Here is a 14,739-nt window from a genome sequence, read left to right as displayed (position 1 = left end):
CGACATGATATCAGCGGTGGGTTTTACCCGGCATGCGCGGGTCATCTTTATACTCTGCCGTGGCGATCCACGCGGCGCAGAACAGCGTCAGGCGAGCGAAGAAATAGAAGAAAGCCATCAGCCCCAGCACCGAACCAAAGGCCGCGCCGGAGGGAGACTTCACCAGGGACGGCAGCGTATAGGTCATCACAATCTTGATCACCTCAAAACCAATGGCGGCAATCAATGTCCCGCGCATCAGCGCCTTCTTGCGCGGACGATGGCGGGGCAAACGCCAGAAGATCCAGAAGAACAGAAGGTAGTTAGCAAAGATAGAGATGGCCAGCCCAATGCCGCGCCAGGCCGGTTTCAGCCATTCAATGTAATCCAGGTACAGCGCGGAGATAATCATCTGCTGCGCGGAACCGGCGACCGAGGTGATGGAGAGCGTAATGACCAGCGCCACCAGCAGCCCAATCAGCGAAATAAAGTCGCGCAGATACTTCACCCATATCTTCTCCTGATCCTGCGGTCTACGCTCCCAGACGTCACGCGACTGGGCGCGAATAGCCTCACGCAGGTTGCCCATCCAGTTCACCCCGGAATAGAGCGCAATCAGCAACCCGACGATACCCACGGTGGTACGCTGCTGCACGGCGGTGTTGATGGTGCTTTTGAGCGTTGCGGCGAGCGTCTGGTCGCTGACGTTGGTCAGGATCTTGTTGAAGATGTCCTGCAACAGCGTCGGGTGAGACGCCAGCACAAAACCGGCGGCGGCAAATGACACCATCAGGATGGGGATCATCGACAGGAACGAGAAGTAGGTAATCGCCGCGCCAAACTGATTTCCCATGCGGTCGTTAAAGCGCTCAGCGGCGCGTATCAGGTGAGCAATCGCGGGTATCTGCTGAATTTTTTCGGCTATGCCGGTCACGGTGCCCAGCGCTTTGCTGGCCGTTCCAGGCTCTTTCGGCGCTTCAGGCTCGTTATCCATCTTTTTGATGGGTTCATAATCTAAATGTTGAGTCGGTCGTTGCGGGTTATTTTCCGGCGTCACGCGCATTTTCCTTTTCGTTGAGCTGGATGTTACTGAATTATAGCTTGTGACTAGTCGACGTAACCTTTTGTGAGTTCGGTAAGCCACTCCATAAACACATGCACCCGGCGGGAGAGGTTACGGCGGTGGGGATAAATGAGGGAGACGGGCATCGGTTCAGCCCGGTATTGCGGCAGGATCTCAACGAGTTTTTTCGTGCGCAGGGCATCACGTACCCCGACGCGCGGAACCTGAATAATGCCAAGCCCGGCGATACAGGCGGCCTGGTAGGTTTCAGTGCTGTTAACCGTCAATACGCATCCCGTTTTTACCCACTGAGTCGCGCTGCCGTTGTAATACTCAAAACCCTGCGGACGCGTGCCCAGCGTGGCGGAGTAGTGGATGAGGGCATGCGAAGCCAAATCGTCCAGCGTCTCAGGGTAGCCGAATCGCGTCAGATAATCCGGGCTGGCGCAGTTAATCACCGAGAGTTTCCCAAGCGGGCGGGCGATAAGCCCGGAGTCCTTTAAGTTTCCCACGCGAACCACACAGTCAAATCCTTCGCGGATGACATCGACCAGACGATCGCTGCTACTCAGCTCCAGCTCAATGCCGGGAAACTGTTGTAAAAATGCAGGCAGTTTCGGAATGACTACATTTCGCGCAATGGCAACGGGCATATCCACACGTAGCCGACCGCTGATGGTTGAAGGGTCGTGCAGGAACATGCCGTCCAGTTCGTCCAGATTCATCAGCAGATCTTTAGCGCGCTCGTAATAAACCATGCCGTCCTGCGTCAGGCTGACGCGGCGGGTGGTGCGGTGCAGCAGCTGCGTGCCCAGTGCGTTTTCCAGTGCCTGGATCTGTCGCGATACGCTCCCCTTCGGCAGGCTTAACGTCTCCGCCGCGCGGGAAAAACTTTCCAGTTCCGCGACCCGAAGGAAAAGCTGCATTGCGTGTATTTTATCCATAGATGTTGGTCATTGTTGTTATGAATGAAACAGTGAAGCGCTGACGGCACTATTTATTGATTTTCTACCATCTAATAAGCTCTTTCTCAATCTTCATCACAGCCGAAACGAGGTGAATTATGAGTGAACGTATTGCTTTAGTGACGGGCGGTAGCCGCGGCCTGGGGAAAAATGCCGTTTTGAAGCTGGCCGCGGAAGGGACAGGCATCATCCTGACCTGGAACAACAGCCAGCAGGAGGCGCAGGATGTTGTGCGCGAAATCGAGGCAACAGGCGGGAAAGCGGCAGCATTGCAGCTTAACGTCGGCGATACGGCAAGTTTTTCGCGCTTTGCTCAGCAGGTGAAGGATACCCTCAAACACGTCTGGCAACGTGACACCTTTGACTATTTAGTGAACAACGCAGGTACAGGGTTATACGCACCCTATACCGAGACGACCGAGGCGCAGTTTGATGATGCGCTGAACATTCACTTCAAAGGGCCGTTTTTCCTCACGCAACAGCTGCTGCCGCTCATAAAAGACGGAGGGCGGATCCTGAACGTCTCCAGCGGACTGGCCCGTTTTACTCAGCCCGGTTCAGGCACCTACGCGGCAATGAAAGGGGCGATGGAAGTGCTGACCCGCTATCAGGCAAAAGAGCTTGGTGCGCGCGGAATTTCCGTCAATATCATCGCGCCCGGCGCGATTGAAACCGACTTTGGGGGCGGACGCGTGCGGGATAATGCGGAGCTTAACCAGCTGCTGGCCTCGCAGACAGCGCTGGGACGCGTGGGCCTGCCCGATGATATTGGTGACGCCATTGCGGCGTTGCTCAGTGACAAACTGGGCTAGATGAATGCGCAACGTATTGAAGTTTCAGGCGGTATGTTCCTGTAATTTTCAGTTTTAAGGGGGAGGGAACCCTCTTAAGGAAATCCTTAAAACAGGTATGTCTAAATGCTGGAAGATATAAAGAGAGCTGGGTGATTTGTAACCTCTCCATTCATTGAGTTTTTTCTTAAAAAATGCCTCTGTAGAATCCCCCTTCGCTATTCTCAGAGGAGTAAAACGATGCGAGTAATCATGTTTGACAGGCAGTCATTATTTATTCATGGAGCGATGTACAGTTTGCAGAAGTTAATTCCGAAAATAGAGATGACAGGGGCTCGTCAGACTGATGAATTATGGGCGCAATTATCCGCGTCACCCTCCGCTATCGTCATGATAGATGGGTATTTAATTCGTGATAATGGTGTGGCTTTACTGGAAGAGATTATGGATCGTTTTCCAGCGTCGCGCGTGGTGTTGGTGTTAACGAAAAAAGAGCGACGTTGGGTTGAGCAAATGTTTCAGCGCAACGTGGTGGCGATAATTCCCCGCAATGCGAATCCCGAACGCTTTTCCGCAGTGCTGGATTCCGTATCGCGAGGGATGGTCTGTTTTCCCGGCGAGTGGCTGAAGCAGCACTCCTCTCAGGATGAACTGGCAGTGTTAAGCGAGCGCCAGCGTGAGGTATTGAAGTTACTGGCGGCCGGAGAGTCCAATAAAGAGATTGGTCGTAATCTCAATATCAGTGCGGCAACGGTAAAAGCCCATCTTGAGACGCTTTTCCGGCGTCTTGATGTCAAAAACCGGACGCAGGCCGCGATGTACTACACCCGGGCGACGGCCTGAAGTATCTTCTCAGGCAGAGGGGACTCTTCCCCAAAACTGAAGAGGGTTAATATCAGGGCGTCATGCTGCTGTTGGGTTAATGGGCGTTTGTTCATTTCCCGCAGCAGCGCCTCACATAATTGAATATCATTAAAAAGCAAATTCTCCGCCTCAATCGGCGTAATGAGACTGTTAAATTTTTCCCACTGGCGAATCACGTGACCATAACCAATAACCCATATACCTTTTTCGTCACGGTATTTCTCCAGGGAAAGACCCTGTTGTTTTTTAATTAATGCGATTGCAGCAGAAGATATCTGCATTGCATAACCCGTCATAAGCGTTTCCTCTTAGTGGCGCGACTATAGAGGAAACGCCGCCGGGGAAATATCCGCCAAATGGCTGTTAATCAGGTTTAACTGAACGGGAATTCCTTTTTCAGTAAACCGAATAGCCAGTCGTTATGCCATTGCCCTGAAAGGAAATAACTCTCACGCAACTCACCTTCCAGTTGAAAACCTGTTTTTTCCAGCAGTCGCCTTGAGGCGATATTTCCCGCCGTCACGGTGGCGGTGAGCCGACGGATATTACCCTGAGTCAGCGCGAAATCACACACAGCCCGCAGAGATTCAAAGCCGTAACCTTTCCCCTGCGCAGAGGGCGCAAAGAGAAAACCGACTTCAGCACAATCTGCTTCCCGGTGCACATAGCCGGTTACGCCCAGCGGCGTCTGGCTGGCCGTCTCACGCACCACAAGGCAGAGCCAGTGCGAGCTGCCCGGCGTCCACGGCAACAGACGAGACTCAAAGGCTTCCCGAATGTCCGCCTCGCTACGCGCAGGGGCGACAAAACGCATCACCTCAGGATTTTGCTGTAGCGACAGAAAAAAGGGCCAGTCTTGCTCTTGCAGCGGCGAGCAGGTGAGACGCGCGGTGGTTAAGGCGGGCATGACGATCCTCCGGAGGCATTGCAAATGATTATAAGGTTGTCACTTTATTTCAACAGAAAGTCAGGTATGTTTAACCTCATATAAATAAAAAGAAAAACGACTTTTAATGCCGCTTTAGCGGTACTCATTGTCTCTCAAGGAAAACAATGATGATTAGCTCATCGCATCATACCCGCGAACAGTTTGAACACTGTCTGGCAGCGATCCGTCAGGCGTCTGTTGAAATTTTACTTCTGTTGAATGTACATGTTTCTGAAGGAAAAGATCCACGCTGGTTTCTGGAGCAACTGGATAGCGCCCGCCTGGGGCTGGGCGGGTGGGGCGCCGTAGCCAGGAAGCTGAATCTGAATGATGCGGAAATGACGGCCTTTACGCTGCAATTACGCTTGCTTCAGCAGCGTGTTCCCCAGTATGAAAGCGGGCAGGATGTCAGCGAAAATCAGCTGATTGCGGCGATGCGCTTCGTCACCTCCCTTGAATATCTGCGTCTGCAACAGCCCCTCCTGACCTACGAAACCGGGAGGGTGCCAGAGAAGGAGAGCCAGCTTCAGGCGCAGAAACAGGTGCGTGCCATTGAGCTGATGATTAAAGGGCTGATACAGCAGGCGTGGCCCGATCCGGTACGGCTGAATAATCATCTTAAGACCTTGTTTAACGCTGAACGCGTGCGTCGCTGGCTGAAAAACGGTGAGATTAATGATGTTCTGAGCGGCATGTTGTTCAGCGAACTGGCCCAGCTGCTGGTGGATAAAAAAGAATTTAGCCGCTACTACGCGCCGCTGTTTAACGCTCCGGACATGCTGACGCTGCTGGTAGAGCCCCGCAAAACCCTGCAAACCTTCCTCGAAGATATTCGACAAATCCGCAACAGCATCACCGTGCAGCAGCCGTTAAGCGGGGCGCAAATCCAGCTGCTCGACTGCTATTACACGCAGATCACCCGCTCCGTTCAGCGCGCGTTTGAGGAAGGGCGGACACGCGTTAACCCGGCGGCGCTGATGGCGGTGGACGAAAGCGAGCTGCACGCGTTCTGGGAAAAGGCGCAAAAAATGGACCGCACCACAGGCGGCGATCTTTTTGAAGTGCGCGACAGTATAGAAAAACCGACTCAGCGCGCCGCGCGTACGCCAGAGCAGCGCGAACAGCTGATTTCCGGCGTGCTGTGGGGAGCGGTTGGCGTGATGGTTATCGCGATTGTCGTGGGGGGATTCTGGCTGGTGACCAGCAGTAAACCGCAGCCGGCTGTGGCCAGTACGGCATCTCCCGCGCAGGTGCAGGAGATGCGCGAAACGCCTTCCTCACGCGAGACGTTAACCCGCATGGGTGTTACCTGGGATGAGAATAATTTCCGCTCGGCCATCAATCGCAATGACACCCGCGTGGCGCTCCTGTTTTTGCAGGGCGGGATGGACTGGAAAATGTCATGGACGGAGGAGGCGTTGTCGGCAGGCTACGACGATGTACTGGAAGTAATGTTGCGCTACCGCCTGCAAATGACAGAGCAAAAGCCCTGCCGACGCTTTATTAATACGCTTAGCCATGCGATGGCGAACGGCGAATCGCTGACGCCTATGCGTAAGCAGTACCTGAAAGCATTCTGTACCGTCCCCGCGGTGGTGAAACGCCAGCAGCACGACGCCGATATGGCAACGCGCCGCGCGAAGACGCAGCCCGATGCCAGCACAAAAAAATGGCAGTCCATCCAGACTGCCATTTATGAGGTGATCCGCTGATTATTTTTCCCCCTCACCCTGCCACTCAGGGGAGAGGGGCAGGGTGAGGGGTGAGGCTCAGGGCTCCCCATACAGCCCAATCAACCGCCGCACCACGCCATTCGTCCAGCCGAAGCCATCCTGCAACGGATACTCACCCCCGCCACCTTCGCGTGGCGTGCTGCTGGCGATGTGGTACTTCTCAATCAGCTTATGATGGGTTTTGTAGTAATGGTTCACCGTGTGCAGCCAGCTCCAGGCGATCTCATCTCCCAGCGAGTCGTTGCCGTACTGCTTGAACCCCTGGATCGCCATCCACTGGAGCGGCGCCCAGCCGTTCGGCTTATCCCACTGCTCCCCGGTTTCATATTCGGTGGCGAGAATACCGCCCGGCGTGAGCAGACGGGCTTTAACGGCATCGGACAGCCGTTCAGCCTGCTCATGCGTCGCCATGCCCACATAGAGCGGCACAATGCTGGCCGCAGAGAACAGCGCCAGGGCTTCACGCCGCCAGTCGTAATCACGATAACAGCCGTTCTCTTCGTCCCACAGATAGCGGTTCACCGCCGCGCGCCGGTCGCTGGCTTTCTGGCGGAACAGATCAGCCGTCTCTTTATCCCCTTTCGACGCGGAGATATTGGCGATAGCGCTCTCCAGTTTGAACAGGAATGCGTTCAAATCAATGGGGATAAATTGTGTCGTGCGGATGCTGGCCAGCCGCGCAGGATCGCGCAGCCAGCGGGATGAGTAATCCCATCCTGAGGCTGCCCCGGCGCGCAGGTCGCGATACACCTCGTTCGGCGGACGACCGGAATGACGGGCGGTTTCCACGTCCTCAATCCACGATTCATCTCGCGGCGTGTCGCGATCGTCCCAGTAGCGGTTGAGCAATGAGCCATCCGGCATGCGTACCGCACTGCGATAGGCCTGATTGAGCAGCAGCGATTCCGCCCCGTCCATCCAGAAGGCGTACTCCATCTTAAGATGCTCAAGATAGCGCTTCGCCCCGCGCACGCCGTCCTCTTCAAACAGCTCCACCATCAGGGCAAAAACGGGCGGCTGTGAGCGGCTGAGATAGTAGGTACGGTTGCCGTTCGGGATATGGCCGTAGCGCTCAATCAGCCAGGCGAAGTTATCGGCCATACATTTCAGCAGATCGTTACGACCGCTTTCAGCAAGCCCCAGCATGGAGAAGTAAGAGTCCCAGTAGTAGGTCTCACTGAATCGCCCGCCGGGCACAATATAGGCCTGCGGCAGCGCCAGCAGCGACGACCACGGGATGTGATCCTGCGGTTCGCGCGTCAGCACCGGCCACAGATTATCAATATGTTCTTTCAGGGACAGGCCGGGGTCAGAGACGTACTCTTTGCTGTAGTCCTCCGGCAGCCAGAAGTGATTCTCCACAAAGCGCGCCAGGTCAAAATCACGGTGACGACGCACCTTGCGATAGCGGATCAAAATATCCAGCGGATCCATCTTCGGCGCGCAGTCGGGAAAGGTTTTGCTGTCCGCAAACAGCCGCGACGACTGGACGTGTTCAAACAGTTCAAGGTAGCGGTCTGCGGGCGTAAGGGCATCGGACGCCGGCAGCCCTTCAATCATTTCCGGTTCCGGCTCTGCCTCGATCATCTCATCCAGTTTTAACTCACAGGGATCGGTTTCGTAGCGCAGCTCTTCTGCAATCTCGAACTCGATATCCTCGGCAGTCTGTAGTTTCTGGTTGAACATGGTGTTCAGGACCTCCGGTTTTTGTCGTAACCAATACGGGTTTTTCCCGGCTATCTTTAAAGCGTAGACATTCGCTTCGGTTAATGCGGTGCGAAGTGTGCGGTAGATCACGCTTTCAAAATGGATTTAAACACGCTGAAAATCAAATATCCCTTTGATTATGAAATTATTAAATCAGAATCTTTGGAAACAGAGCAGGAATAAAATTCAGAGCATTCGGTATTCTGCATATAAGCCCGGATTAATGTGCCTGACGCGCATCGCCCTGAAGGCTGTTGGCGGTTTGATTGGCTTTCTGGCTGGCGCCTTCGCTTTTATCCATCGCTTTGCTGGCCGCTTTTTCCGCATGGGCGGCGCTGTACGCAGCCAGATGGGAAATCACGATGGCGTAAATGCTCATTAACGACACCCACAGAATGCTGTTTTTCCACCACAGCAGGGTAGGAATCGTCAGTATCGCCCATACCAGCGCGAGAACAAGGTGCATTTTGGCCATCAGTTTTGCGGTGATCTTTACGTGCATTTTCATATCTCTAATCTTTTTCCGTAGTAACAGGCGAACGCGTAGCGCTTTCTAAGATTAGTTAATTCCACCGCGGGTAGCGGGTTATTTTGTTACCGTTTGTACAGCCGTTGGGTTTACCTGCCCAGAGCATAAAAAAACCGGCCAGCTGGCCGGTTTTGTTGCGGATCAGACCGATCAGCGCATGGTCACAAACTCTTCCGCCGCAGTCGGGTGGATCGCCACGGTGTTATCGAAGTCTTTCTTCGTTGCGCCCATCTTCAGCGCCACCGCGAAGCCTTGCAGGATCTCGTCCATGCCGAAGCCAATGCCGTGGATGCCGACGATCTTCTCTTCCGGGCCCACGCAGACCAGCTTCATGCGGCATGGCTGACGGTGCGAGGTGACCGCGGTATACATCGCGGTAAACGCCGATTTATACACTTTCACCTGGTCATCGCCGTACTGCTCACGCGCCTGCGGCTCGGTTAAGCCGACGGTACCGATTGGCGGGTGGCTGAAGACCACGGTCGGGATGTTGCTGTAGTCCAGATGTTCGTCCGGCTTGTTATTAAACAGACGCTCGGAAAGACGACGCCCCGCCGCCACGGCAACCGGCGTCAGCTCTACGGCGCCGGTGTTATCACCGACGGCATAAATGCCCGGTACGCTGGTGTTCTGGAACTTATCAACGACAATGTAGCCTTTTTCATTGGTTTCCACCCCGGTTGCGGCCAGGTTGAAGTTGTCGGTGGCCGGTTCACGACCAATCGCCCAGATCAGGCAATCAACGGTCTGGCTGCGACCATCTTCCAGCTCCAAAGTCAGGCTACCGTCCGCATTTTTCACCACCGCTTTTGGCACGGCGTTGGTGTGCAGGGTTGGGCCTTCGGCGTTCATCACCTCGACCAGCGTGTCGACGATCAGCGGGTCAAAGCTGCGCAGCGGCGCGTGTTTGCGCACGAACAGGTGCGCTTCCGCTCCCAGGCCGTTAATCACGCCGGCCAGCTCAACCGCGATGTAACCTGCGCCCACAATGGCAACGCGTTCTGGCAGAGCAGGCAGCTCGAAGAAACCGTCGGAGTCGATACCGTATTCCGCGCCCGGAATGTTCGGGTGGCTCGGACGGCCGCCGGTGGCGATCAGGATGTGATCGGCGGTGATCGTCTCGCCATTCACTTCGATCGTCTTCGCATCCACGAAACGGGCGAAGCCGCGGATCACGTCGACGTTATTCTTGCCCAGTACGTTATCGTACGAGGTGTGAATACGGTCGATGTAGGCGGTACGGCTGGCGATCAGTTTATCCCAGTCGAAGTGGTTGATGGTGGTGTCAAAGCCGTAGTCCGGGCCATACATATGGATAGCTTCACGGATTTGCGCGGCATGCCACATCACTTTCTTCGGTACACAACCCACGTTCACGCAGGTGCCGCCGAGTTCTTTGGCTTCAATCAGCGCACACTTCTGGCCGTACATGGCTGCACGGTTGATGGAGGCGATGCCGCCGCTGCCGCCGCCGATTGCGATGTAGTCATAATGCTTAGTCATAGCGTTGTCCTTAATCGTGAATTGCCGCGATTGTATACCTGAAATCAATAGTTTCCACCGATGGCTGCGATTACTCCGGTACGATCCAGCTCACGGTGGCGTGACCCGTACCGGCTGGCACCAGCGTTTTGTGCAGCCACGGCAGCACGTTGTTCATCTGCGCTTCGAGCTTCCACGGCGGGTTAATGACGATCATGCCGGACGCGGTCATGCCGCGCTGGTCGCTGTCAGGGCGCACCGCCAGCTCAATTTGCAGGATTTTACGAATGCCGGTCGCTTCGAGGTCTTTGATCATGCGTTTAATTTGCGCGCGCAGCACTACCGGATACCACAGGGCATAGGTGCCGGTCGCAAAGCGTTTGTAACCTTCGTTAATGCCGGTCACCACCGCCTGATAGTCGGTTTTGATTTCGTACGGCGGGTCGATCAGCACCAGGCCGCGACGGGAAACCGGCGGCAGTTTGGCTTTCAGCTGCTGGTAGCCATCGGCTTTGTCCACGCGGGCGCGGTTATCTTTCTGAAACTCAGAACGCAGCAGCGGGAAGTCGCTCGGGTGCAGCTCGGTCAGCTGAAGGCTGTCCTGCTCACGCAGCAGCTGGCGGGCAATCAGTGGTGAACCCGGGTAGTAACGCAGTTGGCCGTTGCGGTTGAAGTGATTCACCACGCCAATGTACGGCTCCAGCTCGGCAGGCAGATCGTCCTGCTGCCAGATACGCGCAATCCCTTCCAGATATTCACCGGTACGCTCGGCATGCTCGCCGCTCAGCTGATAACGGCCCGCGCCCGCGTGGGTGTCCAGATAAAGGAACGGTTTATCCTTTTCTTTAAGCGATTCGATGATCAGGCTCTGAACGGTATGTTTGAGGACGTCGGCGTGGTTGCCTGCGTGGAAGCTGTGGCGATAACTGAGCATGGGTAATGATATTCCGCTGAATTGACGATTTGCCACAGTTTACAGCAGAACGGCACAGATTACCCGCAGGCCCGGTAAGCGCGGCTATTGAAATCCTCTACACTTAACCCCATTACTGAACAATATGCACAGCGCCGGATGCGCGCTTCATTCATCTCTTTCAACAGGACAGCGTTTATGACCAATCCATTACTGACGCCTTTTTCGTTGCCACCGTTTTCTAAAATCCTCCCTGAGCATGTGGTTCCGGCCGTTACCCAGTCGCTGAACAACTGCCGTGCGGCGGTAGAAAACGTGGTCGCGCAGGGCGCGCCGTACACCTGGGAAAATCTGTGTCAGCCGCTGGCCGAAGTGGACGACGTGCTGGGGCGTATCTTCTCCCCGGTGAGTCACCTGAACTCGGTGAAAAACAGCCCGGAGCTGCGTGAGGCCTACGAACAGACCCTGCCGCTGCTCTCTGAGTACAGCACCTGGGTCGGTCAGCATGAGGGGCTCTACAAAGCCTACCGCGACCTGCGCGACGGCGACCACTATGCCGAACTGAACACGGCGCAGAAAAAATCGGTCGATAACGCCCTGCGTGATTTCGAACTGTCCGGGATTGGCCTGCCAAAAGAAAAACAGGTTCGCTACGGCGAAATCGCCGCGCGCCTGTCCGAGCTGGGCAACCAGTACAGCAACAACGTCCTCGACGCCACCATGGGCTGGACGAAGCTGATTACCGATGAATCTGAACTGGCGGGTATGCCGGAAAGCGCGCTGGCGGCGGCAAAAGCCCAGGCCGAAGCGAAAGAGCAGGAAGGCTTCCTGTTAACGCTGGATATCCCAAGCTATCTGCCGGTGATGACCTACTGCGACAACCAGGCCCTGCGCGAAGAGATGTACCGCGCCTACAGCACCCGCGCCTCCGATCAGGGGCCGAATGCCGGTAAGTGGGACAACAGCCCGGTGATGGCGGAGATCCTCGCTCTGCGCCACGAGCTGGCACAGCTGCTGGGCTTCGGCAGCTACGCGGATAAATCCCTCGCCACCAAAATGGCTGAGAACCCACAGCAGGTGCTCGACTTCCTGACCGATCTGGCGAAACGCGCCCGTCCTCAGGGTGAAAAAGAACTGGCTCAGCTGCGCGCCTTTGCGAAAGCGGAGTTCGGCGTGGACGAGCTTCAGCCGTGGGATATCGCGTACTACAGCGAAAAACAGAAACAGCATCTCTACAGCATCAGCGACGAACAGCTGCGTCCGTACTTCCCGGAAAACAAAGCCGTTAACGGCCTGTTCGAGGTGGTGAAACGCATCTACGGCATTACCGCGAAAGAGCGTACCGACATCGACGTCTGGCATCCGGACGTGCGCTTCTTCGAGCTGTATGACGAGAAAAACGAGCTGCGCGGCAGCTTCTATCTGGATCTTTACGCGCGAGAAAACAAACGTGGCGGGGCGTGGATGGACGACTGCGTGGGCCAGATGCGTAAAGCGGATGGTTCCCTGCAAAAACCGGTCGCCTACCTGACCTGTAACTTCAACCGCCCGGTGAGCGGCAAACCTGCGCTGTTTACCCACGATGAAGTGATCACCCTGTTCCACGAGTTCGGTCACGGCCTGCACCACATGCTGACCCGCATCGAAACCGCTGGCGTCGCCGGTATCAGCGGTGTGCCATGGGATGCGGTCGAGCTGCCAAGCCAGTTTATGGAAAACTGGTGCTGGGAGCCGGACGCGCTGGCATTTATCTCCGGCCATTACGAAACGGGCGAACCGCTGCCGAAAGAACTGCTGGATAAAATGCTGGCGGCGAAAAACTACCAGGCGGCGATGTTCATCCTGCGTCAGCTGGAGTTCGGCCTGTTCGACTTCCGCCTGCACGCCGAGTTCAGCCCGGAGCAGGGGGCGAAAATCCTCGAAACCCTGGCTGAGATTAAAAAGCAGGTCGCGGTTATTCCAGGCCCGACCTGGGGACGCTTCCCGCACGCGTTCAGCCATATCTTCGCAGGCGGGTACGCCGCAGGCTACTACAGCTACCTGTGGGCCGACGTGCTGGCGGCAGATGCCTTCTCGCGCTTCGAAGAAGAGGGGATTTTCAACCGCGAAACCGGTCAGTCGTTCCTTGATAACATCCTGACGCGCGGCGGTTCAGAAGAGCCTATGGAGCTGTTCAAACGCTTCCGTGGCCGCGAGCCGCAGCTGGATGCGATGCTGGAGCATTACGGAATCAAAGGCTGATTGCTACGTGAAGATCTGCTTAGTAGATGAAACAGGCGCCGGGGACGGCGCCTTATCTGTTCTGGCGGCCCGCTGGGGGCTGGAACATGATGAAGACAACCTGATGGCGCTGGTGATGACGCCGGAACATCTGGAGCTGCGCAAGCTCGATGAGCCAAAGCTTGGCGGGATTTTTGTCGATTTTGTCGGCGGCGCGATGGCGCACCGGCGTAAGTTTGGCGGCGGTCGCGGTGAAGCGGTGGCCAAAGCGGTCGGCATTAAAGGCAGCTATCTGCCGGACGTGGTGGATGCCACGGCGGGGCTGGGGCGCGATGCCTTTGTGCTGGCGTCTGTCGGCTGTCGGGTGCGGATGCTGGAGCGTAATCCGGTTGTCGCCGCGCTGCTCGACGACGGGCTGACGCGGGGCTACACGGACCCGGAAATCGGCCCGTGGTTGCAGGAACGTTTGCAACTTATTCATGCCTCCAGCCTGACGGCGCTGACCGATATCACCCCGCGCCCGCAGGTAGTCTATCTCGACCCCATGTTCCCGCATAAGCAGAAAAGCGCGCTGGTTAAGAAAGAGATGCGGGTGTTTCAGTCTCTGGTGGGGCCAGATTTAGATGCCGATGGCCTGCTGGAGCCGGCTCGTCAGCTGGCGACGAAGCGGGTGGTGGTGAAGCGGCCGGACTATGCGCCGCCGCTGGCGGACGTTGCGACCACTAACGCGGTGACCACGAAAGGGCATCGGTTTGATATTTATTCGGGAACGCCAGAATAAAAAAGCCGGGTGGCGGCTTCGCCTTACCCGGCCTACATTCAGTGCCGCTTGTAGGCCCGGTAAGCGTTAGCGCCACCGGGCTTTTTTGCACTTACTCGTCTTCTTCGTCACGCAGTGGAACAATCAGCATATCCACGTGTACGGTGTTAATCAGCTGGCGCGCGGAAGACATCAGCTTGCTCCAGAAGTCCTGGTGATGACCGCATACCACCAGGTCCATATCGTATTTCTTAATCGCATCAACCAGCACCTGGCCCAGATCGCCACTACCGCTTAAGGTTTCAGTGATTGGATAGCCCGCGTTGGTAGAAAGCTCGCTCAGCGCGTGGTGAGTCTCTTCGGAGATGCGTTTCTGCATATCGCCGAGATTCACGTCGATCAGACCGGTGTAGAGGTCGGAGTAATTCACATCAACGTGAATCAGCGAAACTTTCGCGTTGTAGGGACGTGCCATGGATACTGCTTTATCAACCAGCACTTTACTCTCCGGGGAGAGGTCTACCGCGATGAGAATGTGTTTGTAAGCCATAGTGTTACTCCTTCCTTAAGTTATCGATGACTAAATGGGAAAGCCGTCGTCTGATGCTTTCATTACGGCCCAGTTAAACATATTTTTCAAGCTTTGGTGTTGATAACGATTAACCTTGTGGCAAAAAAATTAACGGATCTCCTACACTATTTAATGAGCCGTTCGGATATTAAAACGCGAACCGGATCGACTTTTGGTCATTCTTTCACTGAACTGTCTGTCAGGGCATTGGGGTGCGGTAGCTCAGGAGCCTTG

At 55.7% G+C, this 14,739-nt stretch carries 14 protein-coding genes; 5 read left to right on the top strand and 9 right to left on the bottom strand.

The annotated features are described in order from the left end of the window. Positions 1-10: 10 nt before the first annotated feature. Entirely contained in the window at positions 11-1,036 is a 1,026-nt protein-coding gene (gene yhjD, locus ACOTWU_RS16680; RefSeq protein ID WP_023295574.1) for an inner membrane protein YhjD, read from the bottom strand. A 50-nt stretch (positions 1,037-1,086) separates the two neighbouring features. Further along, entirely contained in the window at positions 1,087-1,986 is a 900-nt protein-coding gene (locus tag ACOTWU_RS16675; RefSeq protein WP_126499059.1) for a LysR family transcriptional regulator, read from the bottom strand. A gap of 119 nt (positions 1,987-2,105) precedes the next feature. On the opposite strand from ACOTWU_RS16675, the gene ACOTWU_RS16670 reads away from it, so the two are divergent. Next, positions 2,106-2,819: an SDR family NAD(P)-dependent oxidoreductase gene (locus ACOTWU_RS16670; protein WP_220719764.1), complete on the top strand. Its 714-nt coding sequence runs from the start codon at positions 2,106-2,108 to the stop codon at positions 2,817-2,819. A 219-nt stretch (positions 2,820-3,038) separates the two neighbouring features. After that, the gene (locus ACOTWU_RS16665; RefSeq protein WP_017384182.1) at positions 3,039-3,641 is read left to right on the top strand and encodes a response regulator transcription factor; all 603 of its coding nucleotides are present in this window, start codon (positions 3,039-3,041) and stop codon (positions 3,639-3,641) included. On the opposite strand, the gene ACOTWU_RS16660 is transcribed toward ACOTWU_RS16665, so the two are convergent. Together ACOTWU_RS16660 and ACOTWU_RS16655 are read right to left on the bottom strand one after the other, a co-directional pair. Next, positions 3,620-3,958: a lysozyme gene (locus ACOTWU_RS16660; protein WP_015571514.1), complete on the bottom strand. Its 339-nt coding sequence runs from the start codon at positions 3,956-3,958 to the stop codon at positions 3,620-3,622. The genes ACOTWU_RS16665 and ACOTWU_RS16660 overlap by 22 nt on opposite strands. Before the next feature lie 77 nt (positions 3,959-4,035). Beyond that, on the bottom strand, positions 4,036-4,569 hold the full coding sequence (locus tag ACOTWU_RS16655; RefSeq protein WP_017693814.1) for a GNAT family N-acetyltransferase: 534 nt from the start codon (positions 4,567-4,569) through the stop codon (positions 4,036-4,038). 146 nt (positions 4,570-4,715) lie between these two features. Here ACOTWU_RS16655 and ACOTWU_RS16650 point away from each other — a divergent pair, with 146 nt between their 5' ends. Beyond that, complete coding sequence (locus ACOTWU_RS16650; protein ID WP_017693815.1) at positions 4,716-6,302, top strand: STY4199 family HEPN domain-containing protein; 1,587 nt, start codon at positions 4,716-4,718, stop codon at positions 6,300-6,302. 57 nt (positions 6,303-6,359) lie between these two features. Here the strand turns inward: ACOTWU_RS16650 and ACOTWU_RS16645 are convergent, their stop codons facing one another. From ACOTWU_RS16645 to ACOTWU_RS16630, 4 genes are all read right to left on the bottom strand, one after another. Next, positions 6,360-8,009 (bottom strand): alpha,alpha-trehalase, encoded by a 1,650-nt coding sequence (locus ACOTWU_RS16645; RefSeq protein WP_015571511.1) that lies wholly within the window; start codon positions 8,007-8,009, stop codon positions 6,360-6,362. A 241-nt stretch (positions 8,010-8,250) separates the two neighbouring features. Next, positions 8,251-8,538, bottom strand: a complete 288-nt coding sequence (locus ACOTWU_RS16640) for a hypothetical protein (RefSeq protein WP_015571509.1) — start codon at positions 8,536-8,538, stop codon at positions 8,251-8,253. A 171-nt stretch (positions 8,539-8,709) separates the two neighbouring features. Next, entirely contained in the window at positions 8,710-10,062 is a 1,353-nt protein-coding gene (gene gorA / locus ACOTWU_RS16635; RefSeq protein WP_039269542.1) for a glutathione-disulfide reductase, read from the bottom strand. 70 nt (positions 10,063-10,132) lie between these two features. Next, the gene (locus tag ACOTWU_RS16630; RefSeq protein ID WP_006808562.1) at positions 10,133-10,975 is read right to left on the bottom strand and encodes a 23S rRNA (adenine(2030)-N(6))-methyltransferase RlmJ; all 843 of its coding nucleotides are present in this window, start codon (positions 10,973-10,975) and stop codon (positions 10,133-10,135) included. A gap of 177 nt (positions 10,976-11,152) precedes the next feature. On the opposite strand from ACOTWU_RS16630, the gene prlC reads away from it, so the two are divergent. Beyond that, entirely contained in the window at positions 11,153-13,195 is a 2,043-nt protein-coding gene (gene prlC / locus ACOTWU_RS16625; protein WP_126291718.1) for an oligopeptidase A, read from the top strand. Positions 13,196-13,202: 7 nt separating this feature from the next. After that, positions 13,203-13,955: a 16S rRNA (guanine(1516)-N(2))-methyltransferase RsmJ gene (gene rsmJ, locus ACOTWU_RS16620; protein WP_169809164.1), complete on the top strand. Its 753-nt coding sequence runs from the start codon at positions 13,203-13,205 to the stop codon at positions 13,953-13,955. A gap of 91 nt (positions 13,956-14,046) precedes the next feature. Here rsmJ and uspA read toward each other — a convergent pair whose 3' ends face one another. Next, positions 14,047-14,484 carry a universal stress protein UspA gene (gene uspA / locus ACOTWU_RS16615; protein ID WP_003861223.1) on the bottom strand — a complete coding sequence of 146 codons (438 nt, stop codon included), beginning with the start codon at positions 14,482-14,484 and terminating at the stop codon, positions 14,047-14,049. Positions 14,485-14,739: the final 255 nt, after the last annotated feature.

Origin of the sequence: Enterobacter cloacae complex sp. GYL001 (assembly GCF_049237125.1) — a bacterium.
GTDB lineage: Bacteria > Pseudomonadota > Gammaproteobacteria > Enterobacterales > Enterobacteriaceae > Enterobacter > Enterobacter hormaechei_C.
This window is presented reverse-complemented; position numbering and strand designations above follow the sequence as displayed.

Excerpts from the sequence above, each read along its gene's own strand:
- ACOTWU_RS16675 (WP_126499059.1), bottom strand. The coding sequence starts at position 1,986 with ATGGATAAAATACACGCAATGCAGCTTTTCCTTCGGGTCGCGGAACTG.
- ACOTWU_RS16670 (WP_220719764.1), top strand. The coding sequence starts at position 2,106 with ATGAGTGAACGTATTGCTTTAGTGACGGGCGGTAGCCGCGGCCTGGGG.
- ACOTWU_RS16665 (WP_017384182.1), top strand. The coding sequence starts at position 3,039 with ATGCGAGTAATCATGTTTGACAGGCAGTCATTATTTATTCATGGAGCG.
- ACOTWU_RS16660 (WP_015571514.1), bottom strand. The coding sequence starts at position 3,958 with ATGACGGGTTATGCAATGCAGATATCTTCTGCTGCAATCGCATTAATT.
- ACOTWU_RS16655 (WP_017693814.1), bottom strand. The coding sequence starts at position 4,569 with ATGCCCGCCTTAACCACCGCGCGTCTCACCTGCTCGCCGCTGCAAGAG.
- ACOTWU_RS16650 (WP_017693815.1), top strand. The coding sequence starts at position 4,716 with ATGATGATTAGCTCATCGCATCATACCCGCGAACAGTTTGAACACTGT.
- ACOTWU_RS16645 (WP_015571511.1), bottom strand. The coding sequence starts at position 8,009 with ATGTTCAACCAGAAACTACAGACTGCCGAGGATATCGAGTTCGAGATT.
- ACOTWU_RS16640 (WP_015571509.1), bottom strand. The coding sequence starts at position 8,538 with ATGAAAATGCACGTAAAGATCACCGCAAAACTGATGGCCAAAATGCAC.
- gorA (WP_039269542.1), bottom strand. The coding sequence starts at position 10,062 with ATGACTAAGCATTATGACTACATCGCAATCGGCGGCGGCAGCGGCGGC.
- ACOTWU_RS16630 (WP_006808562.1), bottom strand. The coding sequence starts at position 10,975 with ATGCTCAGTTATCGCCACAGCTTCCACGCAGGCAACCACGCCGACGTC.
- prlC (WP_126291718.1), top strand. The coding sequence starts at position 11,153 with ATGACCAATCCATTACTGACGCCTTTTTCGTTGCCACCGTTTTCTAAA.
- uspA (WP_003861223.1), bottom strand. The coding sequence starts at position 14,484 with ATGGCTTACAAACACATTCTCATCGCGGTAGACCTCTCCCCGGAGAGT.